Here is a 26,265-nt window from a genome sequence, read left to right as displayed (position 1 = left end):
GCCTTATTACTCTATATCTGAAAAACGACCTTGGGTGTTTGGCGAGGCTTTTAAAAACTCAACTATGAATGAAGTTAAGCTTTATAAAACGATTTACAATATGTCATAATAGAGAATAATAGTAATGAAAGAGAGTGGGTATTAATTATGTCTGATACATATTGGGATAGGGTTTCTAAAATCGCGAAGCATCTAGTTAGAGATGCTGCTAAAATAATTAAAAATTCTCTTGAAAAAGAGCTCATTGTGGAATTTAAATCGAATCCTAATGATTTAGTGACAGAAATGGATAGGAAAGTTGAAGGTTTTTTTGAGGAAGCAATAAAAAAAGCTTTTCCAGATCACTTAGTTTTAGGTGAAGAAGGGACAGGTAAAGAAATTAAAACTCTTGATGGAATTGTCTGGATTATTGACCCTATCGATGGGACGACAAATTTCGTACACCAACAGCGTCACTTTGCTATATCAGTAGGAATTTATGAGAATGGCATTGGCAAGGTTGGAATTATTTACGATGTTATGGCGGATGAATTTTTTTATGCCAAACAAGGACAAGGTGCATATTTAAATGGTGTTAAGTTACCTGAATTACAGGAAACAAGTGTGCAAAAATCTTTAATAGCTGTTAATCCAGGTTGGCTTTTGAAGGAAGAGGCCCTAATGAAGTTAGTGAAGGATTGCCGTGGAGCCCGTAGTATTGGGGCGGCTGCAATTGAGCTAACCGCAGTTGCTGCTAATCGTATGGACGCATACATTAGTCTTAGACTTTCTCCGTGGGATTTTGCTGGTGGTTTAATTATACTTGAAGAAGTGGGTGCGAAAGTAACTACTCTTGAAGGTAAAAAGTTGAATTTATTAGAAGGAAGTTCTATTTTTGTCGCAAAAAACAGATTATTTGAAGAAATTCAAGAGAAATATTTAAACAATTCAAATAAAAAATAAGTTTCTACACGCTAGGAAATTTAAACGTGACGGCTTATTGATATGTCTGAAAGTTTCAAGCACGATGTATATCTGATAATAAGGATTGGCTCTTAAGCTCACCAAAGAGAGTAAATAAATTCTCGATGGTTAGCTTAAAAAATGTATCGAGATGAGAGGGACGCTTGATCTTATGTAACAAGGGTAAGAAAGCATAAAATTTCTAACTTAGAAACTTTCTGGCTCCAGGCGCCGTCGGCTCGGTCACTTCAGTTAAGCAACGGACTTCAATTACTGCTTGAGATCCTTCGTCGATTAGCTTCATGCAGCTTTGCTCCTGCGATTACTCGTCGCACGAAAAACAATTGCTCCTGCGATTACTCGTCGCACAAAACACTGCTTCGAGGAAGCTTGCTACGAAGCAGTGCTAGAAGACACAGAAGCACATAGATTGTGGTCAAAGAGCAGACCGCTACTTGCCACCTTCCAGTGTTTGTCGCCGGTAGTCGGGCGCCTTGCGCTTTTCTTAATTCGAGGATTCTTGAGCCAACTTTTTTCTTAATGAAAAACCAACTCCACAACATATGGTTGCAGTAATTATGGATAAACTAAAGACAAGAATACTTCCTAATGAGATTGAAATACCGATTCCGACAATTGCAATAGTTGTGAATATAGCACAAAGTAAAAAGATTACCTGTTCCTTTTTCATTATTAATCCCCCCTAAAAACAAGTGTACATTTTTTGTGTGAAAATGAAAACTAATCTAACTTTATCCCGATCTTAAGCAACAGTAAGATCTCGCGTCAATTGAAGAAAATGGAAAATGGAGTTGGGGATTAACTGCCCTAAAATAAAGATCGTGGAGTTAAAGAAAAAAATAGTTTGGAAAAGGACAACCTCACTGAATGAAATTCAAATAACTACAAGGTAAGTGAACTCGTTTCAGCAAGCTGAAACATCGGAAAATCAGGTGGAGAGTCTACTCCAGCTGATTGGAAAATCCCACCTACGCTACGCTTAGAGGTGGGGGTCTTTTACCCCCCAAAAAATTCAGATAAACAGTTTGTTTTTTCAATTGAAAATTAAAAATAGTATTACTTTAATAAAATTGTGCTATAATGGAGCAGTTGTATACCAAACAGAAAATTATTTACTAAATTTAAGGAGAGACTCTATAGATGAAACATCGAATGGATATTCGTAATATAGCAATTATCGCTCACGTGGACCATGGGAAGACGACATTAGTTGATCAGCTGTTACACCAGTCTGGTACGTTTCGATCAAATGAACAAGTAGAAGAAAGAGCCATGGATTCAAATGCACTTGAAAAAGAAAGAGGAATAACAATTTTAGCCAAAAACACAGCCATTCAGTATGGTGATAAAAGAATTAATATTTTAGATACACCTGGCCACGCTGACTTCGGAGGAGAAGTTGAACGTATTATGAAAATGGTTGATGGTGTTTTACTAGTTGTTGATTCATACGAAGGCTGCATGCCGCAAACTCGTTTTGTATTAAAAAAAGCTCTTGAGCAAAAACTTACCCCAATTGTTGTAGTAAACAAAATTGATAAGCCTGCTGCTAGACCACTTGAAGTTGTTGATGAAGTTGTTGATTTATTAATCGATTTAGGTGCTGATGAGGACCAATTAGAATTTCCAGTAATTTACGCTTCGGCTATTAACGGAACTGCAAGTACTGATGCCGACCCGCAAAAACAAAATGAAAACATGGATGACCTGTTCAACGCAATTATTGAGCATATCCCAGCGCCTATTGATAATAGTGAAGAAGGCCTTCAATTTCAAGTAACAATGTTAGACTATAATGATTACTTAGGTCGCGTTGGAGTAGGGCGAGTTTTTCGTGGGAGCATTAAAGTAGGTCAACCAGTTGCATTGATGAAGCTTGATGGTTCAGTTAAGCAATTTCGCGTAACGAAGCTATTTGGTTTCTTAGGTTTAAAGCGTGTTGAAATAGAAGAAGCAATTTCTGGAGACATCATCGCTGTTTCTGGTATGGAAGAGATTAATGTTGGAGAAACGGTATGTCCATTAGATCAGCAAGAACCACTACCAATTTTGCGTATTGATGAGCCTACTCTACAAATGACATTCTCTGTAAATAACAGTCCTTTTGCAGGCCGTGAAGGAAAATTCGTAACAAGTAGAAAAATTGAAGAACGACTTAAAGCACAACTTGAAACAGACGTTAGCTTACGAGTTGATAATACAGATTCTCCTGAAGCATGGATCGTTTCTGGTCGTGGAGAGCTTCACTTATCAATTTTAATAGAAAATATGAGAAGAGAAGGTTATGAGTTACAGGTTTCTAAACCAGAAGTAATCGTAAAGGAAATTGATGGTGTACGTTCTGAACCGGTAGAACGTGTAATAATTGATGTTCCAGAAGAATATACGGGTACAATTATGGAATCTGTTGGGGAACGTAAAGGTGAAATGTTAAATATGGTTAACAACGGAACCGGACAAGTACGACTAGAATTCCTTGTTCCAGCTCGTGGATTAATTGGTTATTCAACAGAGTTTATGACTCAAACAAGAGGTTACGGAATTATCAACCATACTTTTGATAGTTATCAGCCAATGCTAGAAGGCAGAGTTGGTGGTAGACGTCAAGGAGTACTTGTTTCGATGGAAAATGGAAAAGCAAGCCAGTATGGAATTATGCAAGTTGAAGATCGAGGAATAATCTTTGTTGATCCAGGAACTGAAGTATACGAAGGTATGATTGTAGGAGAATATACAAGAGAAAACGATATCACAGTTAATCTTACAAAAGTGAAACAAATGACAAATATGCGTTCAGCAAATAAAGATCAAACTGTTACTATGAAAAAACCGAAAATTATGACACTAGAAGAATCTTTAGAGTATCTAAATGATGATGAATTGTGTGAAATTACCCCTACTTCAATTCGTTTAAGAAAGAAAGTGTTGGATAAGAATGAACGTGAACGTATTGAGAAGAAAAAGAAATTAGCGACAAAAGTATAATTTAAACGACAAAAAAACTGACTGAGAAAATCTCAGTCAGTTTTTTATATAGGTTAATGAATCTTATAATACAGCTGACGGAAAAATAAATTGTTGAAATTCATTTAGTGAATAATCTAAACCTTAATTCCTACCAGTCATCTTCATTCAGTACAGGCTTGTTTATTCTAAATTTTCCTGTAGCTAAACGTACTTTTGTACGTTCAGTGATACGGTCATAACAGCTTTTACAAGTATATGTATGTATTGGTCTATTTCTTAAGCGCTTAGCAACAAAAGAATCATTGTCTATCGTTTCGATTTGGTCGCAAATTACACATTTAACTCTCACTTTTTTCACCTCTCTACATTACCCTATTAGCTAACTTTCTAATTTGGTTTATACAAGCATTATAGATGAAATTATTATTAATGTGAAGGTTGTACGGTTTGGCAAAATGACAACATCTACTTATTTACAATTATTTCATTCATTAAGCATATCTGTTTTAATATTAGGTAAAAAAAGGTATAGTATATTGGTAGCAGTTATTTTTTTCTTTGTTTTTGCGTTGATAACGATGTAATTGGAAAAGATAACGACAGAAAACAATATTATTATTTCTTTTCTTAAATTTCCTAAAGGAGGTTTCCGCTTTGGCAAATCAAGTAGAACCAATTTTAACAGAAGAATTATTTCAATTTTTACAAAAAGAACGTTTTGTCACGATTGCAACAGTTGATCACGAGACGACTGGACCAAATGTAAGTGCTATATCGTGGGTTTATGCTCCAAAGAAAGAAACAGTTCGTTTTGCAGTCGATAATCGTTCACGTATTATTGAAAATATTAAAGCGAATTCACAAGTAGTCCTTAACGTAATTGCAAATGAATCTACTTATTCAATTAGTGGCTCAGCCGTATTAAAGGTAGAGAAAATGGATGAAGTACCATTAAAGTTAGCCCTTGTAGAAATTCATATTAAAGAAGTGCGGGATGTAATGTTTTATGGATCAAGAATTTCTGTAGAACCAGCTTATGAAAAAACGTATGATAAAGATGCTGCAGATAGACTTGACTTACAAGTAATGACTGCAATGAAAAAAGCCTAGTCGATGACTAGGCTTTTCGCATATTCATGTTAGTTAATTCTTTTTGTTATTTTCCTTCGTGCATTCCCTTCTATTCTCTTTGTCCATTCGTATGTTTTGGTTTTTGCTCTGTTTGTTCGTCATCCATATTTCTCTTACCATATTTTTCTTGAATGTTTTCGAGGTTTTCGTCTTGACCATCATCTAACCGTTCTTCATTTGCATCGGTCGGTTCCGGTTCTGCTTTACGGTGTTCAGGACCTGGGACAACTGGTATTAGTCGACCTACAATTGCCGCTAATTCATTCATTACACCAGCGATTGGGTGACCAGCTTCAATTTCCTGCCTCATTTGATGTAATCGTTCGTTAATATCTGGATCAGCACTGATAAAGGCGTATGCTCCATGTGGGTCATCCTTTAGCGCTTCAGCTACTTCATATTTAACGACTCCTACATCAGAACGATCTAGTTCAGCATTTACATCAATGCCAACCACAGCTAAATCCCCTAAAATTAAGGCAGTTGCATTATTTACTTCTGGTACTCTTTGTGCGAGATGCACTAAATGTTCAGCTACTTCTTGCCCAGTTTTTATTTGATTTTCCCTAGGGTCTGTTGCTTGCTCTGCTACTTCAAAAGGTTTTTGCTTACCTTCGTTTTCTCTTGTCGTATTTGTTTGACATGCTATTAGTGAGGAAACCAGTAAGGCATATATACAAAAGTGAAATAGTTTCATTTTTTATTCATCCCTTTCTTTGTAAATATTTATAATTATTGTTCGTTTCTTCGTCTAACTTTATTCTGTTGTACATACATTTATATTAAATCCTTTTCTCACCTTAAAATTGATTCTGAATAGTACCTCTTTATCTTATTTAACTTCTTTTCTGAAATAAAAGTTTTCTTTTACTAATTTAAATGAATTTCTCAAGTAATCGAAGATCGTCAAAATATATCTGGTTGAAAACTCGCTAAATCAACAAGATATAGTATCTTGGTCGGGGGATATCTGTATTAAGAAATTTATTCAAATTTAATTTTGTTATCTCAAAAAATAATTTCAATGCATAACTTAATAATAAGATACCTATCCCATTACTTAAGTCAAGGAGGCGTGACGTTGAATAAAATCTACGTCTTAGATACGAACGTATTACTACAAGATCCTTTCGCAATATTTGCATTTGAGGATAATGAAGTTGTAATTCCAGCAATTGTATTGGAAGAGGTTGACTCAAAAAAACGCTATATGGATGAAATTGGAAGGAATGCTAGGCAAGTAGCAAAAATCATGGATCAATTTCGGGATAAAGGAAAACTTCATGAAAAAGTGAAGTTGGAAAACGGTGGAGAGTTAAGAGTTGAACTAAATCATCGTTCTTTTGAAAAACTGAAAGGAACTTTTGATGAAAAAACTAATGATAATCGAATTTTGGCAGTTGCTTTAAATTTGTCAATAGAAGAAAAACAAAAGCAAAAATCTAAGCCTGTTATTTTAGTATCTAAGGATACACTAATGCGAGTGAAAGCAGATGCAATTGGTATTCAAGCGGAAGACTTCCTGAGCGATAGAGTGATAACTTCCGATCATATTTACTCAGGTTACATTGAAGCTTACGTTAGTTTAGATGTATTAAATAAATTCTATTCTTCACAAAAAATCCATGTAGATGAACTAAATTATCAAACTGTTTATCCAAACCAGTTTGTTATACTAAAGGATGAGTTAGGGAGTTCGAGTTCAGCTATAGGAAAAATAGATAAAGATTGTCGAATGGTTCTTCCGTTTCAGGTAGAACCTGATCACGTATGGGGGATTAAACCGCGTAATGTTCAACAAAAAATGGCCTTTGAACTACTTTTACGAGATGATGTTCAATTAGTAACGTTAATAGGTAAAGCGGGTACTGGAAAAACGTTACTTTCATTAGCAGCGGGACTTTTGCAAACTGAAGATCTTCATAAATATTTGAAATTGTTAGTAGCGCGGCCAGTGGTGCCAGTAGGAAAGGATATTGGATTTTTACCAGGAGAAAAAGAGGAGAAGCTTAGACCATGGATGCAACCAATTTATGATAATTTAGAGTTTTTATTTAATACAAAAAAACCAGGGGAAATAGATCAAATTTTAGCTGGAATGGGTTCGATTCAGGTCGAAGCGTTAACGTATATTCGTGGACGAAGTATTCCGGAGCAGTTTATCATTATTGATGAAGCGCAAAATTTGACCAAACATGAAGTTAAAACAATTATAACAAGAGTTGGTGAAGGGAGTAAGATTGTCTTAATGGGAGATCCTCAACAAATTGATCACCCGTATTTAGATGAATATAATAACGGTCTAACTTATGTAGTAGAGAAGTTTAAGGGTCAGAAAATAAGTGGCCATGTAAAACTAGAAAAAGGAGAGCGGTCGGGGCTTGCGCAGCTAGCAGCAGATTTACTCTAGTATAGAAGAGTGAAGATAAAGTAGTACTACTTAAAAAAATGAGAGGGATAGAGGTAAACATCTAGACGGTGTTTGTTTCTATCTCTTTTTATCTGACTTGCTCTCATGTTTTAAAAGGAGATGGTCATTCTAATGATAGGATGGTAAAGGGAGTGTTGAAAAAATGGCAGAATGTACATACCAGAAGACATTATCTCAACTAGTCGATGATGTAAAGAAGTATACGAAATTTGGTCGTGTGGCGGATTATATTCCTGCGCTAGGTGAAGCAGACCCTGATGCCCTTTCTGTAGCCATTTATAAAGGTAATGGTTCATGTATTGCGGCAGGTTGTATCGAGGAAAAATTCACATTACAAAGTATTTCGAAAGTATTAACATTAGCTTTAGCCATTATGGATCGAGGAGAGGAATATGTTTTTTCAAGAGTTGGAATGGAACCAACAGGTGATCCGTTTAATTCAATCGCAAAGTTAGAGTCGAATAGTCCCTCTAAACCATTGAACCCGATGATTAATGCAGGTGCTTTAGCTGTAACCAATATGATTATTGGGAGAAATACAAATGAAAAGCTTGAGCGAATTCTAGCACTTATTCATGAAATGACAAGTAATACGGATATCGGTTATTGTAACCGAGTTGCCCATTCAGAATTTGAGACAGCTTTTCTTAACCGTTCTTTATGTTACTTTATGAAACAACATAAAGTTATTGAAGGCGATATTGAAGAGCTATTAGATTTATATACAAAGCAATGTGCTATTTTGGTGAATTGCCATGATTTATCAAAGATAGGTTATGTCATTGCTAATGAAGGTCGAATTCCCCAAACGGGAAAACAGGTTATTCCACAGCATATCGTTAGAATTGTGAATACATTTATGGTAACTTGTGGAATGTACAATTCTTCAGGTGAGTTCGCGATTCGAGTTGGTATCCCTGCGAAAAGTGGGGTGTCAGGGGGAATTATGGGATCTGTTCCTCGTGGAATGGGAATAGGAATTTACGGACCTGCTTTAGATGAGCGTGGGAATAGTTATGCTGGAATGAAATTACTAGAAAGTTTATCAATAAAGTATGATTTAAGTATATTTTAATATAATCAGAATTTATAAATTTCTAACTTGAAAACTTTCTAGCGCAAGCAGCCTACGAACTCGGTCACTTCAAACAAGCTACTGACTTCAATAACTACTTGAACTACGTCACTGAATAGCTTCATGCAGCTTTGCTCCTGCGATTACTCGTCGCACAAAACACTGCTTCGAGGAAGCTTTACTACGAAGCAATACTAGAAGACGCAGAAGCACGTAGGAAGCCAAAGAGCGGCTTTGCTCTTGAGCAAACCGAGTGGCACAGGAGCAGCTGCTCGTGACCAAGGCGCTTGCGCTTTTCTTGATTCCTATAAATACTTTTAAATATTGCATTTTCTTACTATTAAGGCTATCATAGGGTAATAAGGGACAGTGACTCGTATGGGAGGGAAAGAAATGTCTAATGAAGCGGTAAAAGGACATCATGAAAAAGCGTACGCCCTTCTAAAAGCGGATGCAAATAAGATATTAAAGCTCATTGAAGTTCAAATGGCGAATTTAACAATGCCTCAATGCCCTCTGTATGAAGAGGTGTTAGATACACAAATGTTTGGTTTGTCTAGGGAGATTGACTTTGCCATTCGACTAGAGTTAATTGATGAAGAAGTGGGTAAGCAATTGATAGCTCAACTCGAACGAGAGCTTGCAACTCTTCATGAAGCATCAACAAAAAGTTTATAGAAGACGACTCTAGGGGAACTTTTCTCCTTAAAAAGAAAAGCAAAAACTTACTTTTTAAGGAGATACATACTTCCTATGGGTCGTTTTTTTATTTATAAAGGTAAATATAATATTCCTTACTTGGAAACTGTCTAGCTCCAGGTGCCATCGGCTCGATCACTTCAGACCTTCTCTTTCGTTCAAAAACCCGACCGCTACGAGCAGGTCTTCCAGTGTTTGTTGCCGATAGGCGGGCGCCTTGCGCTTTTCTTGTAAGGTAAGAAAGCATAAAATTTCTAACTTGGAAGCTGTCTAGCTCCAGCGCCTACGAGCTCGGTCACTTCAGACCTTTTCGGAAGCCAAAGAGCGGCTTCTCTCAAAGGCCTTCCAGTGCCTATCGCTCGTGACCAAGGCGCTTGCGCTTTTCTTGTAACGAAATTTGAAAAGTTTGTGTGATGTCTAGTTTCAGCTTTTTTTAGCACGTCCTCTTCGAAAAGAGGGGAAGCCCACCTAATAAATGGAAAAAGTTAACGGTATTAATATTCTAAGATTTTCAAAAATTCGATCTTAACTAAATGAAACTACTTTTATTATAAAGAAAAATAATGATATGATAGTTATTAAATAAGGAGGAGTTTTATGAATAGGTTGACTAAAATCAAAAAAGTATTGGTAGCAAATCGTGGTGAAATAGCGATTCGTATTTTCCGGGCATGTACAGAACTACATATACGTACTGTGGCTATCTATTCAAAAGAAGATACTGGTGCATACCACAGGTACAAAGCTGATGAAGCATACTTAGTTGGAGAAGGTAAAAAACCAATCGATGCATACTTAGACATTGAGGGTATTATTGAGATTGCTAAACGAAACGACGTTGATGCCATTCATCCAGGTTATGGTTTTCTTTCGGAAAATATTCAATTTGCAAAACGCTGTGAGGAAGAAGGGTTACTATTCATCGGTCCAACATCTAAACATTTAAATATGTTTGGTGATAAAGTACAAGCAAGAAAGCAAGCTATTAATGCAGGTCTACCAGTTATTCCAGGTAGTGATGGTCCGGTTCAATCTGTTAACGATGTTGAATTATTTGCCAATGAACACGGATTTCCGTTTATTATAAAAGCTTCCTTAGGCGGTGGTGGCCGAGGAATGAGAATTGTTCGAAATAAGGACGAATTAAAAGAGGCGTATGATCGTGCAAAATCAGAGGCCAAATCTGCTTTTGGTAATGATGAAGTATATGTTGAAAAGTTTGTGGAGAATCCAAAGCATATTGAAATTCAAATATTAGGTGATGAAAAAGGTAATATTATCCACCTTTATGATCGTGATTGTTCCGTACAACGAAGACACCAAAAGGTTGTTGAAATTGCACCAAGTGTTTCGTTAACGGAAGAAGTCCGTCTTAAAATTTGTAAAGCTGCAGTAAAATTAATGGAAAAGGTTAATTACATAAACGCAGGAACTGTTGAGTTTTTAGTAACCGATACAGGTGAATTTTATTTTATAGAAGTAAACCCTAGGGTTCAAGTAGAACATACAATTACAGAAATGGTTACTGGTATTGATATTGTTCAATCGCAAATTTTTATTGCTGATGGAGAAGAACTTCATGGTAATAAAATGAATATACCTATCCAGGGAAAAATAACGTGTCATGGATATGCCATTCAATCACGGGTAACGACTGAAGATCCAAGTAATAACTTTATGCCTGATACTGGAAAAATCACAGTTTATCGCTCGGGGGGGGGCTTTGGTGTTCGTTTAGATGCAGGTAATGGATTTCAAGGTTCTGTAATATCTCCTTACTATGATTCGCTTTTAGTTAAATTATCAACTTGGGCTTTAAACTTTGAAGATGCTGCATCGAAAATGTTAAGAAATTTACGTGAATTTCGTATTCGAGGGATCAAAACAAATATTGCATTTTTAGAAAATGTTGTGCAGCATGAGAAGTTTTTAAAGGGTCATTACAATACATCTTTTATTGATACTACTCCTGAATTGTTCGTTTTTCCGAAGAGAAAAGATCGTGGTACGAAGATGTTAAGCTTTATTGGTGAAACAACAATAAATGGGTATCCAGGGTTAGAAAAGAAGAAGAAGCCAGTATTTGATTATCCACAAATTCCTAAATTAAGGCTGTTAGATTCTATTCCGAATGGTACAAAACAAATATTAGAGGAAAGAGGGGCAGAAGGTGTTGCAAAGTGGGTAAAAGAACAAAAGGAAGTTCTTTTAACAGATACAACATTTCGTGATGCTCATCAATCCCTATTGGCGACTCGTGTGAGAACACATGATTTAAAGCAAATTGCTGAACCTACATCAAGAATGCTTCCTAATCTATTTTCATCGGAAATGTGGGGAGGGGCTACCTTTGATGTTGCAATGAGATTTTTACATGAAGATCCATGGGAAAGGTTATTGACATTAAGGAAACAAATGCCGAACCTTCTACTTCAAATGTTACTACGTTCATCTAATGCTGTGGGTTATACAAACTATCCAGATAATTTAATTAAAGAGTTTGTTGAAAAGTCTGCAGTTGCTGGTATTGACGTTTTCCGTATTTTCGATAGTTTAAACTGGGTGAAAGGTATGACGTTAACGATTAATGCTGTCCGTGAATCTGGAAAGATTGCAGAGGCAACAATGTGTTATACAGGAGACATCTTAGATCCTAATCGATCGAAATACGATTTGAATTATTATAAAAACTTAGCAAAAGAGTTAGAGCAATCTGGTGCTCATATTTTAGGCATTAAAGATATGGCGGGGTTACTAAAGCCTCAAGCGGCATACACCCTTGTTTCCGCATTAAAAGAAACCATTGACATTCCGATACACCTACATACTCATGATACGAGCGGTAATGGTATATTTACTTATGCTAAAGCGATCGAAGCTGGTGTTGATATTGTTGATGTAGCAGTTGGTTCAATGGCAGGACTTACATCTCAACCAAGTGCAAATTCTTTATATTATGCTCTAGAAGGAAGTGAAAGAAAACCAAATATTGACATTAAGTCACTTGAAAAATTAGGGATATTCTGGGAGGATACTCGCAAATTCTATCAAGGTTTTGAAAGTGGTATGATGGCCCCTCATTCTGAGGTATATGAGCATGAAATGCCAGGTGGTCAATATAGTAACCTACAACAACAAGCAAAAGCAGTTGGTTTAAAAGATAGATGGGGTGAAGTGAAAAAAATGTATCGAACTGTAAATGATATGTTCGGTGACGTTGTAAAGGTAACCCCTTCGTCCAAAATTGTTGGAGACATGGCACTGTTTATGGTTCAAAATAATTTAACGGAAAAAGAAATAATGGAACGTGGTGCATCTTTAGACTTCCCTGACTCAGTTGTTGAATTTTTCCAAGGGTATTTAGGTCAACCTTACAAAGGTTTTCCAGAGAAATTACAAAAAATTATTCTTAAAGGCCAAGTAGCCATTACTGACAGACCAGGAGAATTACTTCCACCTGTTGATTTTGAAGCACTAAAGAAAGAGTTATTTGAAAAATTAAATCGTCAAGTTACCGATTTTGATATTATTTCGTATGCTCTTTATCCAAAAATTTATCTAGAGCAACAAAGGTTTTGCGAATCATTTGGTGATGTTTCTGTTCTCGATACACCAACGTTCTTATATGGGCTTCGTTTAGGTGAAGAGGTTGAGGTAGAAATTGAAAAAGGGAAAACTCTTATCGTAAAACTTGTATCAATTGGTGAAGCTCAAAAGGACGGTACGCGTGTCATTTATTTTGAATTAAATGGTCAACCTCGTGAAGTAGTTATTAAAGATCAAAATGTCGAGACTACTATAGTAGCAAAAACGAAAGCTGACAAAACTAACCCGAATCATATTGGGGCAACTATGCCTGGTACAGTAGTTAAAACATTAGTTGAAAATGGAGACAAAGTAAAAAAAGGTGATCATTTAATGATTACAGAAGCAATGAAGATGGAGACAACCGTACAGGCACCGTTCGATGGCTTTGTGAAACGCGTCTATGTTCATAACGGTGAAGCAATTCAAACCGGAGATTTATTGATCGACCTAAGTAATAATTAATAAAGAATGCAAGGGCAATTGCCTTTGCATTTTTTGTTCGCCCAGCATGGGCGAACTCTAACGGGTGAAAGTTCCGAGTGCGACCTTGTAGTGGTAAGCGCATAGCCAAAAGCAAAGGTGTCCATGGTGACGTGGAATCTGAAGGAAGCTCGAGGCAAACCTCTGGTCAGAATTTATAAGTTTCTAACTTGGAAACTGTCTAGCGCAAGCAGCCTACGAGCTCGGTCACTTCAGTTCTTTTCGGAAGCCAAAAAGCGGCTTCCGAAAAGGCCTTCCAGTGCCTTTCGCTCGTGACCAAGGCGCCTTGCGCTTTTCTTGTTTGTTTCGTAATAGGCTATTAATAGTTAGATTGAAGAATTTTATAATTTATTATTCTCACTATTGGTAATTATGAAATTACTCAGATAAATAAAGCTACCAAAAAATCACAAGAGAATATAATTTCATTAACACTATACTAATGTTATAATCTTAATGTGGTTAAAAACAAAAGTGATGAAAATCACTGCATATTTGTATATAATATGTTTGATAAATTTATTTACACTAATGATATGATATGTTAGTTACTTCTTGCATAATAAATAATATGCTGAAAAACTTAATGTATATAAATTAACTAGATTAATAGATGTGGGGTGAATAATTTGAACAAAACTATTCTTGAAAGCAATAATGTACTAAAACATTCAACGACAACTAACAGCAGTGGCAATGGCACATGGAGAGATTTTCTTGCTTTAACAAAAATGGGTATCGTCATGTCAAATATGATAACAGCTTTTGCCGGACTGTATTTAGCTGCATATTATAACGATATTTCTTTAATTTCAAATATACATCTTGTCATTTTGGGGTTATTAGGGTCTGCCTTAGTGATGGCGGGCGGATGTAGTTTAAATAACTATATTGATAGAGATATAGACCATTTAATGGAACGAACGAGCGGGCGGCCGACAGTCACAGGGAAAATTTCAGATAATCAAGTATTGATCTTTGGCCTTGCATTATCGGCATTAGGTATGGTTTTATTATTATTAACAACATCAGTGGCTGCGGTTTTTGGTTTAGTTGGTCTAGTTTTTTACGTTGTCATTTACACAATGTGGACAAAAAGAACAACATCACTAAATACTATTGTTGGTAGTATTTCAGGAGCAGTACCGCCACTAATAGGATGGGCAGTTATTGATCCAAGTTTACATCCGATTGCTTGGATATTGTTTTTAATTATGTTTATTTGGCAACCACCTCATTTTTTAGCGTTAGCAATGAAACGGTGTGAGGAGTACAGAAAAGCTGGTATTCCTATGCTTCCTGTTGTATCGGGATTTCAAGTCACTAAACGGCAGATGGTTTTATATGTTGCTATTCTTATTCCAGTTTCATTAATGGTTTCACCTATGTTTGGACCAGTTTATACTGTTATTACAGGCATTTTAGGGGCTGGGTGGCTTGTACTTGGTATAAGAGGCTTTTTTATGAAAGATGATATGAAATGGGCTAAATTAATGTTTGTATATTCATTGAATTACTTAACAATTATTTTTGTATTAATGGTTGTTCTTCACATTGTTTAAATTCTATAATAATAATTGCTAAATACTCTTAGGGGTTATTTCCCAATTTGGAGTGTAATGGTTAGTAAACCTCTTAAATCGAACTGTTTTAGGTAGAAGATAATCTGCAATCTTTAAAAATTCGGATAAAGCTAAAACGCACAAACAGTAGGGGCTGAAGGCCTCCTGTTGATTGAAGTTCAGCTTTATTTGTTAGTGGGATTTTTAAAATAGGAAAGCATAAAATTTTGGATCTAGAAAACTGTCTAGCGCAAGCAGCCTACGAGCTCGGTCACTTCAGTCAAGCAACTGACTTCAATTACTGCTTGAGATCCTTCGTCGATTAGCTTCATGCAGCTTTGCTTCGAGGAAGCTGGCTACGAAGCTATGCTAGAAGACGCAGAAGCACGTAAATGTAAGAAGCCAAAGAGCGGCTTCTGTCAGAGGCCTTCCAGTGCCTTTCGCTCTTGACCAAGGCGCTTGCGCTTTTTTGAGGAATAATATCAGAAAGGAGAGCTATGCATGAATATAGCTTTAATAAATGCAATTTTTATTGCAATTAGTGCAATTTTTGTAGCAGTTGGATGGTTTGTGGTGGCAAATGGAAACAAAGAATTACATAAGAAAATGATGTTTCTTGGTGCATTATTCGCAACGATATTTTTTGTTACTTATGTATCAAAAACGATATTTGTTGGAAGTACAGCTTTTGGTGGACCAGAGGAGGTAAAGGTCTACTATACTCTTTTCTTAATTTTCCATATTATTTTGGCAACGTCAGCTGCAGTGTTAGGAATTATTACTCTAGTATCAGGGTACAAAAACAATATGAAGATACACCGAAAATTAGGGCCGATTACATCCATCATTTGGTTTTGTGGTGCATCAACAGGAATTATCGTTTATTTACTGCTTTACGTTATTTATCCACCAGGAGAAGTAACAAATGTATTTCGAGCTATTTGGGGTTTTTAATCAAACTGATTTGTACTAAAGGGTCATAGCACCGACCTCTAAGGGTAGCGTAGGAGGGAACTTCCATTTAGGTGGAGTTGAGACTCCATCTGAATTTCCGATGTTCTAGCGAAGCTAGAACGAGTTCTCTTAATATCATATGTAATGTAAAACTGGTGGCCTAATAAGGCCACCAGTTTATCTTTTAAAGATAAGGAAGTATAGAAATTTAAAGTTGGAACGGTGTCTAGCTCCAGGAGCCTTGCGCTCTTTCTAAAATTAAAATTAAATTTTAAAGTTAGCTTTTATTATTCCGGCTTCTTTCGCTGAAGTAAAGAGGATTACCACTAGAGGACCGACGATAAAACCAATTACTCCTAAAAGCATTAATCCAATATACATAGCAATTAATGTTGCTAATGGAGATAGACCAATTTGTTGTCCCATAACTTTAGGTTCTACCGTTCTTCTAATAATTAATAAAATCGCAGCTAATACAAGTAACTTCGTTGCTATTGCCATATTACCTGCAATTAAATGGTAAATTGCCCATGGTGCTAAAATTGCTATAGAACCAATAATTGGAATGAAATCAATGATCCATATGATAAAAGCCATTAATAAGGCTACTTCAGGAACAATTAATAAAAGTCCAATTAGAGAAACGATAAAAATAATAATACTAACCAAAAATTGGGCTTTGATAAAGCCGAAAATAACAAAGGAAAGTCTAGATGACATAAACTGAACTTTATCTTTTGTTTTTTCAGATAAATGTGTGAATATTTTCTCCTTTATCTTTGGAAGTTCTAATAAAAATAGATAGAGAGCTATTAGATAAACAAGAAAGGTTACTAAGTAACTAGGTATCTTCGTTAGAATTGATGTTATATCGCTAAAGAAGTTTCGGCTACTTACAGTGCTTCTTAAACCACTTAGAGTATCTTGAACATAGCTATCAATTTCGCGAACAAGTTCAGTAGGTAGGTCTTCAAACTTATCATTTAAATTGCTTTGCATATCCATCCAAGCATAATTAATTTCCGTAATATATGAAGGTAAATTTTTGACAAAATAATCCGCTTGTGTTATGGCTTTTGTAGTTATAAAGTAACCAATCAAGCCTATAAAGCATAGAAATATCATAAAGACTATAAAAACTGCTAAGTTTCTTTTCACTTTCGTTCCTTTTTGTATTACACGAACAATAGGAGTGAGAAGCATCGCAGTAATTAGTGCAGCTATTATAGGCATTGATACAGGTAATATAAAATACCCTAATATGATAATTATTATTATTGTAGTAATGATTATAAGGTTCTTTTTGGAAAATATTGCAGACATTTCAAACTCCTCTCATTGTGGACAACATATAACTATTATAGTATGTATTTGGTTAGAATTACAATGAAATATGTATCAATGAACAAGAATGTAATTGAAATGTATTATTTTTGACTCCAAAACGAAAAGGAGTGAATTATGATGTTACAAAAACATCTCGATAAAGGAGACTTGTATATTTTTGATGATGTAATTAAATATATAACTAGTATTGCTTTTTCGGAAATTGATGGAGTTGAGTGTAGTTCAACTACGATTAAAAGTAAGGTGCTTGATACAATTATAGGAAACCCGAGTAATATTAATATTAAAACGACCAAAGAAGAGGTTTCTGTGCAATTAAAGGTAAGTATTAGGTTAGGAAAAAATATACCGGATACAATTTATGAACTGCAAAGCGTGGTAAAAAATCATGTCGAGTTATTTACTGGGTTTACAGTATCAGAAGTAAATGTACTTGTTGATGGGATCATTATAGATGAATGAAGCGTTTGGACATTTACTCATTCGCTTTATTTTTTTTTATAAATGCTTTGGTTTATGGAAGCTAGTCTAATCCAAACAAAAGGAAGGTCTTTAGTATATGTCGATAAACATACACGAAACAATTTATTTAGTTTGAATTTCATAATTCTACATTTCCGCCAGTAAGATAGCATATTTATCCCACGCTTAGGGGGAAGTAAGTCCACCGCCTCAAAACGCGAAAATTAAAAAGTTTAGGGGGCGATGAAGGAAAACTGCTTTATGTGGCTCATTTTTGGTATTAATGAAATTCGTTCAGTTAACTTTGAATATAAACAAGCTAATTTCCAATAAATGTGATAGTATGAAATTGATAAGCTTAATTTCAATGTATTTTATTTTTAACGTTACGATGAAATTTTATAAGAGGATGAATTTGATGACAAAAAGAATTTATGAAGTTGATCCTTATTTGAAGGAAAGTACGGCTTTAGTTCAAAATACTAAAATTATCAATGGTGAGTACTGGGTGAAGCTTGATCAAACGATTTTTTACCCTGAAAGTGGTGGACAACCTTATGATGTAGGTTTTATTAATAGTATTCCTGTATTAGAAGTCCAATACTTTGATAATGGATTATATCATAAGGTAAATGAGTACTTTGAGAAAACAAGGGTGAAATTAACGATTGATTATAAGCGAAGGTTTGATCATATGCAGCAACATACTGGTCAACACCTTTTATCGGCAGTATGGCTTGAGCTATATCAAATTAAAACGGTATCCTTTCATTTAGGGAAAGATGTTTGTACGATTGATTTAGCAACAACAGAATTGAGTAATGAACAAATTGATACGGTTGAAAATAAGATAGCTCATTACATAAGTGAAAACCGTTCCGTTGAAAATTATATACTGCCGTATGATGAAGTCGATGATGATCGTCTAATCAAACTTAAAGAAAGACCCGAGTTCGTCCGTTTTATTGAAATCGAAGGAATAGATTCGTCAACATGCTGCGGTACTCATGTGAGTATGTTAGGTGAAATTAATATGATAAAAATCCTTGGTTGGGAAAAATACAAACAACGTATCCGTGTAACTTTTATTTGTGGCTTAAGGGCTACTAAATATTTTCAAGAAGTGACAAAATCAGTTTATGAAGTTAGTAAAAAGTTAAATGTGTCTCCTTTAACAGTAAAAGATAGGTTTCTTGAATTTTATCAAAAGCACCAATTGCTAAAGAAAAATTATCAAAAGCTATATGAAAGAGACTTGCATCAAGAGGCGAAGATATTGATGGACAAGGCAAAGGCAAACGTTATTGAAGTATCGTGGGAAGAAAAACCAATTCAAGAAATGAAAGACTTAGCAAAAATTATTATTGAATCTGGGGATAAAGTTGTATTTTTTCAGAACCAAAACCAAAAAACATGGATCTTTGCCTCTTCCTCTTCTCAATTATTTAATGTATCAACATGTATTCAAACATTAAAGGATTTGATAGGTGGAAGTGGTGGTGGTAACCCTGTTTTCGGACAATGGACAGGCAATATAGACACTGAAATTTGGGAAACAGTAAAAAAACAATTAAAAATATTAACGTAAATTGCTTTAGGTTTGAAGTCGAACATAGAAAAAAGTTCATCAGGAAATGATGAACTTTTTTCTTTTTGGTCAAACTATTCTTGAATGAGTTATGTTAGGAGGAGATAGAATTGAAAAGAAAAAATGGCGTTGTTTTTGTTGTTTTTGTGCTTTTCTTTTTTATTTTTATTCCAAGTGATTCCTTTGCTGAAGGTAATACCAAAACCTATATTGTACAACCTGGAAATTCATTATGGAATATTTCTTTGCTTTTTGACGTTGGCTTAACTGAATTATTAGAATTAAATCCACAAATTTCAAATCCAAATTTGATTTATCCAAATCAGAGGCTAAAGATTCCCTATTATGATCAGATTAAAAAAATTGAACATAAAGTAATCGAGTTAACTAATCAAGAACGAGCAAAATTTGGCTTGGCTCCACTTAAACCTAATTTGGAATTGTCTCAAGTTGCTCGAAATAAATCAAATGATATGAGAGATAATGATTATTTTTCACATGTTTCTCCTACTTATGGCTCTCCTTTTGATATGATTAGAGATTTTGGTATTACATTTGATGGTGGAGCGGAAAATATTGCTCAAGGGCAAACGACTCCAGATGTTGTATTAAAAAGTTGGATGAACAGCCCAGGTCACCGACAAAATATTTTAAATAAAAAAATGACGACAATTGGAGTAGGTTACGCAAAAGGAGGAACTGGTAGACATTATTGGACGCAAATGTTTATTCAATGAATAAATACTTTTTAAAATATTTAAGTTAACTAAATGATAATGTTAATCCAAATGGACATACTATAACTGAATTTCTAAAAGGGAGGTAATATTTTGGAACATATTCGTGATGTAATGACAACAGATGTTGATTTTTGTACACCTTTAGATAATGTGTATGAAGTTGCTGTGAAAATGAAACAGTTAGATGTAGGTGCAATTCCTATTTGTGAAAATGAACATTTACTAGGAATGATTACGGATAGAGATATTGTAATTAGAGGAGTTGCAGAAAAACGTCCAAACTCCACTAGAGTAACGGATATCATGAGTGAAAACTTAATCACTGCAGATCCGGGAATGAGTATTGATGATGCTGCTAATTTAATGGCTAAACATCAAATTAGACGACTTCCAATCGTTGAAAATAATCGTCTTGTAGGGATATGCTCATTAGGTGATTTAGCGATACATGATGGTACTGATGATGAAGCGGGCTATGCTTTATCTGAGATCTCAGAAAGTCCTCAAGTTCATCATTAATATTTTTAAAAAAAGTCTGTTAATCCGAAAATAAGGATTAGCAGACTTTTTTTATAATCAGAATTTATAAATTTCTAACTTGAAAACTGTCTAGCGCAAGAAGTCTGCGAGTAGATAGCACCTTCATTTAACATAAGGAATATTTATTACAAAGAGGCATGTATATACAATTTTTAGTACTTCAACGAGACGTATTAACTTTCATGACGAAAGTTTAGAATTTCTATAATAATTTGTCATAATCATTTAACAGGATAATAGATATAAAAGAAGAAGATGTTTTTAGAACAAAAAGTTTGCAGAAAAGGGCTATAAAAAAATCCCTAATTATTTAAGATAAAAATGAAAGGTAAATGTGAAAGGAGAGTTTTATGAAAAAATTAGGATTTGGCATTGTTATTATAGTTTCTTTTATAGGAATAACATTTTATTTTTCTTTTTTAGTGGACAACCTTCTAGGTAACGATAAGGATCAATATATGGAAGAGAGTAATAGTGTTGCGGTCGAAGATAAAAATTTTGAAGTCAGTAGTACGACCAATCAAATAGCTAGTCATCCTAAGATTCTTGAAGAAAATGGATTACATAGGTTAATTGGAAAAGGCAGTAACTTTATTTTAGAGAAATATGGGGAACCAGAACGGATCGACTTATCTTCTTATGGTTATGAATGGTGGATCTATCCGAAAGTTTATTCAACAGGGTATTTACAAGTAGGCATTGAGAACGAAAAAGTAGTTACTATTTACGGGATTGGAGAAGATTTACCTACTGCTCCATATCGATTAAATGTATCTTATAGTGAACTAGAGTCCATCGTTCCATTTACCAAAGTGGTTTCTTTAAATATAATGAACAACTCTTATCAATTTTCATTAACAGATGAAGAATTACAAACAAGGCCATTAATTTCAGTAGATGGAATTTTCATACAGTTATATTTTGACGTATTTACAAATCAGTTGTCTAGTATTCGTTATCTTGATGCAACTGCTCTTGTAAAAAAACGACCATATTCTGTTGTATATCGTGGAGAGTTAATCGAACCTGAACCATTAACATCAGACGAGTGGAGAGACGTAGAAGTTGGCTCAGCTTTACAAATTTTGCAGATAACTAATGAAATTAGAAAAAGGCATAATCTTACAAAATTGAAATGGGATGATAAAACTGCGATAGTTGCTTATAACCATAGTGAGGATATGAAAGAAAATGACTATTTCTCCCATACTTCACCAAATGAGGGAGAGTTGAAAGACCGGTTGAAAAAGCAGGGAATTTTATTTCAGTTTGCTGGAGAAAACATAGCGGCTAATTATATTGATGCTATCGCTGCTGTTGAAGGTTGGTTAAATAGTGAAGGCCATCGGGTAAATTTACTTCATGAGGATTTTACTCATCTAGGAGTGGGTGTTTATGAACGGTATTATACTCAAAATTTTATGACACCATGGTAATGCTATCCTAATACTAGCGCTTGTTCTTCAGCCTAAAAATGGGCGCACATATCGCTGGGCACATTTGTATGATGTAATAAAGCAGCTGTAATTGCAAAAGAGGAGGTGTCCCTTTTGAGTAAAACAAATAAATTACACCCATCTGTCCAACGGTTTAAACAATTTGTAAAGAAGCATCCATTACTGTTAAAAGAAGTGAAAAAAGGGAATAAGTCGCTACAGGATTTTTATGAGGAATGGACTATTCTAGGAGAAAAAGATGAACTTTGGGAAAAGTATAAAAAAACCACGGATGAGGATACAGGGGAAATAAAAGACGAAGTTGATGAAGAAGCAAAAACTGAGACAGAAAAAGAAGATAAATCTGAGAAGCAAGGTTCCCAAATAGGGGATTTATTAGCTCTGTTAAAGTCGGTAAATTTAAATGATATTCAAGGCCATATACAAAACATTAGTGGAATGGTTGCTTCTATTCAAGGTTTATTACAATCATTTCAATCGAATTCCTCAAGCGAACAATCGAAGTCTTCACATGGTCAGCAAATGCAGCAAAATCATCAAGGGCAACATCCATTTAATTTCAAACAATTTTAGATTGGTTTATTTTTTATTTAATCAGAATTTATAAATTTCTAACATGGAAACTGTCTAGCGCAAGCAGCCTACGAGCTCTGTCACTTCAGTCAAGCAACTGACCTCTTGAAACCTTCGTTGATTAGCTTCATGCAGCTTTGCTCCTGCGTTTACTCGTCGCACAAAACACTGCTTCGAGGAAGCTTACTACGAAGCAGTACTAGAAGACGCTAAAAGCATGTAAGAAGCCAAAGAGCGGCTTCTGTCAAAGGCCTTCCAGTGCCTTTCGCTCGTAACCAAGGCGCTTGCGCTTTTCTTGCTTCATGAAAATATAATTTAATTAGGTCGCTTATTAATAGGTAACCAGAGAAAAGGGGCTGTCATAGTTATGAGACAAGAAGTACGGATGTATTTAAACCAACGCCCAGAATTAAAGCAATATGTAAGAAATCACCCGGTATGGTATCGATATTTATCTAGAGATCCGCAAGCATTACTTCAACTTGAAAGCGAAGTTAAACAGTTTTATGGTAGAACATTTCCTCAAAAGTTAGAACGGTTTCATTCAAATTTAAATATGGCAATGATGCTTTTAGAGATGGCAAGAGGATTTGGAGCGTCAAAGTAGGGTAAGTGAAGGGCTCACTTGCCTTTATTATTTAAATTAATCAGACAGAATTTATAAATTTCTAACATGGAAACTGTCTAGCGCAAGCAACCTACGAGTTCTGTCACTTCAGTCAAGCAACTGACTTCAATAACTACATTGATAACGTCTCTGAATAGCTTCATACAGTTTGCTCCTGCGTTTACTCGTCGGATGAAAAACAATTGCTCGAGGCGCTTACTAAGAAGCAATATTAGAAGACGCTAAAAGCATGTAAATGTAAGAGGCCAAAGAGCGGGTTCTGTCAAAGGCCGCCCCAGTGAAGCTACTACTTGGATTACTTCGAAGCGGCTTTGCTCTTTAGTAAACGGAGTGGTACAGGAGCAGCTGCTCGTGACCAAGGCGCTTACGCTTTTCTTGATGATAGTAAGAAAACACCATTTCTTAATGGATAATAGCAACTATTTAGGTAAAACTTTAGCTATGATTAATTTTTAGGAAGTGGTGGTGTATTTGATTAACTTATTTTTTGCAATGTTAGTAGTGGTGGGGGGGCTTACATACGAAAGTTTATCGCATAACCCTTCACAGGAATATATTATTCAAAATCGATATGAACACTTTTTATCAGAAGTAGAAGAAAAAGATCAAGAGGATAAACGATTAAGTGTTCATTATGAATTGAAAGAAAAAGATATTTATATTGAGTGTAAAGTTAAAGATTTCTTATTTAATCAAGATGATATTGGAACGATTAAAAAAGAAGGAGAGGGGCATATTCAACTATACATTAACGAGCATAAAGTAGATTCTATTTTCCGATCATCTTTTGTAATTAAATCCTTACCTAGTGGAACGTATAAAATAAGGCTAGAACTCATACACAATGATTATACGCCGTATGGAGTTCATGAAGAATTTGAAATTACATTGTAAATAAGTCGAAAGAGGGGCGAGAGATGCTTTTTAATTATGAAAATCCATTAGTTGTTCAGAGTGATGGAACAATCATTGTTGAAACAAACCATAAACAACTACCAATCATTCAACCTATACTATCGCAAATGGCAACATTAGAGAAAGCAACTCTTTCAACTAATACGTATAAATTATCTCCGTATTCAATCTGGTCGGCTGCGTCCCAAGGACTTCAAGTTACTGAAATTATTAATTTCTTGAATGAATACTGTAAATATCCATTAGCACAAAAAGTTGTGAAGTATGTAGAAGATCATTATTATCGGTCAAATTCCATTCGTATGGAAAAAATAGACGGTGATTGTGTACTCACATTTTCTTACCAAAAAGATGAAGATTTGTTGTTACAAACTTCGAGTCTTAGATCTTTACTAAAGAAATATGTTAGTAAAAAAAATCAATATGTTTTTAATGAGCAGCACCGAGGAAATATTAAGTCTATATGCTTATCAAATGGATATTTTGTTAATGATACCATTGGATTTGATAAAGGTGAGGACTTAAAGATTGATATGTTACATTCGATAAAATTACGTCCTTATCAAAAAGAAGCAGTTAAGCACTTCTATAAAGATGGTATGAAAATAGGTGGAAAAGGTATTGTTGTTATGCCTTGTGGATCAGGTAAAACAATAGTAGGTTTAGGAATTATTGAAAAAGTAAAAGAAGAAGTTTTGATTATTACGTCTAGTGAAACTTCAATGAAACAGTGGCAGAGGGAGCTAATAGAAAAAACCAACATCTCTAAGGTTGATATTGGACTTTATTCAAGTTCGCGTAAAGAAGTAAAGCCTATTACAATTGCGTCCTACCAGATGATGGTTTATAAAGATCATGAAACAGAAGAGTTTATTCACTTACCTTTATTTAATAAACGGAATTGGGGATTAATCATTTATGATGAAGTTCATCTCCTTCCTGCACCAGTTTTTCGGACGACAGCTAGTATTCAAGGGAAACGTAGGCTAGGTTTGACAGCAACTCTTGTGCGAGAAGATGGTAAAGAAGAGGAGGTGTATAGCTTAATTGGCCCAAAATATTACGAAGTGGCGTGGAAAGGCCTTGAAAATCATGGCTGGATTGCACGAACTGCATGTAAAGAAATTCGAATTGATTTCTCTGAGGATGAATTGCAAAAATATGTCACAAGTAACCAGCAGCAACAATTTAAAATTGCAGCAATAAATCCGTTAAAAATTAAAGTTATTAATAAATTGTTATTAAAACACAAAGAACAACCAACAATTATTATTGGACAATATATTGATCAGCTAACAAATGTGGCTAAGGTGCTTGACTTACCTATGGTTACTGGAAAGACACCACAAAAGGAAAGAGAGATTTTATACGATAAATTCCGTAGTGGGGATATACCAGTACTTATTGTCAGCAAAGTAGCGAATTTTGCAGTAGATTTACCTGATGCTCAAGTAGCTATACAAATATCCGGGGCATTTGGATCTAGACAAGAAGAAGCACAACGAGTCGGTAGAGTATTACGACCAAAAAAGAACACAAACGAAGCTTACTTTTATTCTATTGTAACGCGAAATACGAAAGAAGAGGAATGCTCTAGTCGGCGTCAACTCTTTATGTTAGAACAAGGATACACATATGAGGTGGAAGAGTGGTTATCATTACATTAGAACAATGCTTAAAAAAATTAAGTAGTAGTGTTAAAGACAATATAATTAAAAAGCAAGATGAAATTTTAATCGGAATTACAACAACAAATAACTTGGATCAACGGTTACTGAATCAGGACTATAGAAGAAATTTGTTAAAGTCGTGTAGTGACCTTGAAAAGAAATATATGATTTCTTTCATCAATAAGTACAATGCATATTTGTGTACTACCGAAAAGGAAGAGCAAACAGCTGAAGAGAAGCTTGCTCTTCTTTTGTTACGCCAAAAAGGTTTATTGTTTAAAGTTGACATAAAAAAGCATGAACAAAGCTTTGTTATGCCAATTGAAGTTGTTGAAAGTTACTTTGAGAGTACATTCCACAACACAGGTGATATTGTATATTCAAAAAGTACCTTAAGTACGAAAAAATACCTTTATTACATTTTGGAATTGCTATTATTGATCAAGGAAAAAAAGGTGAAACGGTTAGCGGACTTACATAACATACAAAAACAAG

24 protein-coding genes are annotated in these 26,265 nt (G+C 34.9%); 19 read left to right on the top strand and 5 right to left on the bottom strand.

Going from position 1 to position 26,265, the window contains the following annotated elements; all coding sequences use genetic code 11:
- The first annotated feature begins 147 nt into the window (after positions 1–147).
- Positions 148–942, top strand: coding sequence for an inositol monophosphatase family protein (locus tag BKP37_RS12400; RefSeq protein ID WP_071309900.1), 795 nt, complete (start codon positions 148–150; stop codon positions 940–942).
- 505 nt (positions 943–1,447) lie between these two features.
- On the opposite strand, the gene BKP37_RS12395 is transcribed toward BKP37_RS12400, so the two are convergent.
- On the bottom strand, positions 1,448–1,633 hold the full coding sequence (locus BKP37_RS12395; protein WP_071309899.1) for a DUF5325 family protein: 186 nt from the start codon (positions 1,631–1,633) through the stop codon (positions 1,448–1,450).
- A gap of 470 nt (positions 1,634–2,103) precedes the next feature.
- Between BKP37_RS12395 and typA the strand changes: the two genes are divergently transcribed.
- On the top strand, positions 2,104–3,948 hold the full coding sequence (gene typA / locus BKP37_RS12390; protein ID WP_071309898.1) for a translational GTPase TypA: 1,845 nt from the start codon (positions 2,104–2,106) through the stop codon (positions 3,946–3,948).
- A gap of 130 nt (positions 3,949–4,078) precedes the next feature.
- Here the strand turns inward: typA and BKP37_RS12385 are convergent, their stop codons facing one another.
- Positions 4,079–4,279 (bottom strand): YlaI family protein, encoded by a 201-nt coding sequence (locus BKP37_RS12385; protein ID WP_071309897.1) that lies wholly within the window; start codon positions 4,277–4,279, stop codon positions 4,079–4,081.
- Between the two features lie 305 nt (positions 4,280–4,584).
- Here BKP37_RS12385 and BKP37_RS12380 point away from each other — a divergent pair, with 305 nt between their 5' ends.
- The gene (locus BKP37_RS12380) at positions 4,585–5,040 is read left to right on the top strand and encodes a pyridoxamine 5'-phosphate oxidase family protein (RefSeq protein ID WP_071309896.1); all 456 of its coding nucleotides are present in this window, start codon (positions 4,585–4,587) and stop codon (positions 5,038–5,040) included.
- A 70-nt stretch (positions 5,041–5,110) separates the two neighbouring features.
- On the opposite strand, the gene BKP37_RS12375 is transcribed toward BKP37_RS12380, so the two are convergent.
- Positions 5,111–5,758: a YhcN/YlaJ family sporulation lipoprotein gene (locus BKP37_RS12375; protein ID WP_071309895.1), complete on the bottom strand. Its 648-nt coding sequence runs from the start codon at positions 5,756–5,758 to the stop codon at positions 5,111–5,113.
- Between the two features lie 384 nt (positions 5,759–6,142).
- On the opposite strand from BKP37_RS12375, the gene BKP37_RS12370 reads away from it, so the two are divergent.
- The 3 genes from BKP37_RS12370 (at position 6,143) to BKP37_RS12360 (ending at position 9,245) form a co-directional block, all read left to right on the top strand.
- Positions 6,143–7,471: a PhoH family protein gene (locus tag BKP37_RS12370; RefSeq protein WP_071309894.1), complete on the top strand. Its 1,329-nt coding sequence runs from the start codon at positions 6,143–6,145 to the stop codon at positions 7,469–7,471.
- 163 nt (positions 7,472–7,634) lie between these two features.
- A complete protein-coding gene (gene glsA / locus BKP37_RS12365) occupies positions 7,635–8,567 on the top strand; it encodes a glutaminase A (RefSeq protein ID WP_071309893.1) in 933 nt (310 codons plus the stop codon).
- 393 nt (positions 8,568–8,960) lie between these two features.
- The gene (locus tag BKP37_RS12360; protein ID WP_071309892.1) at positions 8,961–9,245 is read left to right on the top strand and encodes an Fpa/YlaN family protein; all 285 of its coding nucleotides are present in this window, start codon (positions 8,961–8,963) and stop codon (positions 9,243–9,245) included.
- Between the two features lie 88 nt (positions 9,246–9,333).
- Here the strand turns inward: BKP37_RS12360 and BKP37_RS19700 are convergent, their stop codons facing one another.
- Positions 9,334–9,513: a hypothetical protein gene (locus BKP37_RS19700; protein ID WP_139193117.1), complete on the bottom strand. Its 180-nt coding sequence runs from the start codon at positions 9,511–9,513 to the stop codon at positions 9,334–9,336.
- A gap of 350 nt (positions 9,514–9,863) precedes the next feature.
- On the opposite strand from BKP37_RS19700, the gene pyc reads away from it, so the two are divergent.
- The 3 genes from pyc to BKP37_RS12340 all read left to right on the top strand — a co-directional run bounded on the left by pyc (position 9,864) and on the right by BKP37_RS12340 (position 15,850).
- On the top strand, positions 9,864–13,316 hold the full coding sequence (gene pyc / locus BKP37_RS12350; RefSeq protein WP_071309890.1) for a pyruvate carboxylase: 3,453 nt from the start codon (positions 9,864–9,866) through the stop codon (positions 13,314–13,316).
- Between the two features lie 647 nt (positions 13,317–13,963).
- Entirely contained in the window at positions 13,964–14,896 is a 933-nt protein-coding gene (cyoE, locus tag BKP37_RS12345; protein ID WP_071309889.1) for a heme o synthase, read from the top strand.
- A 501-nt stretch (positions 14,897–15,397) separates the two neighbouring features.
- A complete protein-coding gene (locus tag BKP37_RS12340) occupies positions 15,398–15,850 on the top strand; it encodes a DUF420 domain-containing protein (RefSeq protein WP_071309888.1) in 453 nt (150 codons plus the stop codon).
- Between the two features lie 264 nt (positions 15,851–16,114).
- Here the strand turns inward: BKP37_RS12340 and ytvI are convergent, their stop codons facing one another.
- Entirely contained in the window at positions 16,115–17,173 is a 1,059-nt protein-coding gene (gene ytvI / locus BKP37_RS12335; protein WP_071309887.1) for a sporulation integral membrane protein YtvI, read from the bottom strand.
- Positions 17,174–17,314: 141 nt separating this feature from the next.
- Here ytvI and BKP37_RS12330 point away from each other — a divergent pair, with 141 nt between their 5' ends.
- From BKP37_RS12330 to BKP37_RS12290, 10 genes are all read left to right on the top strand, one after another.
- Positions 17,315–17,659 carry an Asp23/Gls24 family envelope stress response protein gene (locus tag BKP37_RS12330; RefSeq protein ID WP_071309886.1) on the top strand — a complete coding sequence of 115 codons (345 nt, stop codon included), beginning with the start codon at positions 17,315–17,317 and terminating at the stop codon, positions 17,657–17,659.
- A 418-nt stretch (positions 17,660–18,077) separates the two neighbouring features.
- Positions 18,078–19,247, top strand: a complete 1,170-nt coding sequence (locus BKP37_RS12325) for an alanyl-tRNA editing protein (RefSeq protein ID WP_071309885.1) — start codon at positions 18,078–18,080, stop codon at positions 19,245–19,247.
- Positions 19,248–19,357: 110 nt separating this feature from the next.
- The gene (locus BKP37_RS12320; protein WP_071309884.1) at positions 19,358–19,984 is read left to right on the top strand and encodes a CAP domain-containing protein; all 627 of its coding nucleotides are present in this window, start codon (positions 19,358–19,360) and stop codon (positions 19,982–19,984) included.
- A 93-nt stretch (positions 19,985–20,077) separates the two neighbouring features.
- Positions 20,078–20,506 (top strand): CBS domain-containing protein, encoded by a 429-nt coding sequence (locus tag BKP37_RS12315; RefSeq protein ID WP_071309883.1) that lies wholly within the window; start codon positions 20,078–20,080, stop codon positions 20,504–20,506.
- A gap of 371 nt (positions 20,507–20,877) precedes the next feature.
- On the top strand, positions 20,878–21,963 hold the full coding sequence (locus BKP37_RS12310; protein ID WP_084034680.1) for a CAP domain-containing protein: 1,086 nt from the start codon (positions 20,878–20,880) through the stop codon (positions 21,961–21,963).
- Between the two features lie 114 nt (positions 21,964–22,077).
- Positions 22,078–22,557, top strand: a complete 480-nt coding sequence (gene ylbD, locus BKP37_RS12305) for a spore coat protein YlbD (protein ID WP_071309882.1) — start codon at positions 22,078–22,080, stop codon at positions 22,555–22,557.
- A gap of 367 nt (positions 22,558–22,924) precedes the next feature.
- Positions 22,925–23,164, top strand: a complete 240-nt coding sequence (locus tag BKP37_RS12300) for a YlbE-like family protein (RefSeq protein ID WP_071309881.1) — start codon at positions 22,925–22,927, stop codon at positions 23,162–23,164.
- 311 nt (positions 23,165–23,475) lie between these two features.
- On the top strand, positions 23,476–23,598 hold the full coding sequence (locus tag BKP37_RS20780) for a hypothetical protein (protein ID WP_281243059.1): 123 nt from the start codon (positions 23,476–23,478) through the stop codon (positions 23,596–23,598).
- Positions 23,599–23,656: 58 nt separating this feature from the next.
- Entirely contained in the window at positions 23,657–24,079 is a 423-nt protein-coding gene (locus tag BKP37_RS12295) for a hypothetical protein (protein ID WP_071309880.1), read from the top strand.
- Between the two features lie 23 nt (positions 24,080–24,102).
- Positions 24,103–25,767, top strand: a complete 1,665-nt coding sequence (locus tag BKP37_RS12290) for a DNA repair helicase XPB (protein ID WP_071309879.1) — start codon at positions 24,103–24,105, stop codon at positions 25,765–25,767.
- Positions 25,768–26,265: the final 498 nt, after the last annotated feature.

Origin of the sequence: Anaerobacillus alkalilacustris (genome assembly GCF_001866005.1) — a bacterium.
GTDB classification, from domain to species: domain Bacteria; phylum Bacillota; class Bacilli; order Bacillales; family Anaerobacillaceae; genus Anaerobacillus; species Anaerobacillus alkalilacustris.
Note: the sequence above shows the minus strand (reverse complement) of the source record. Positions and strands in the feature narration are given on the sequence as shown.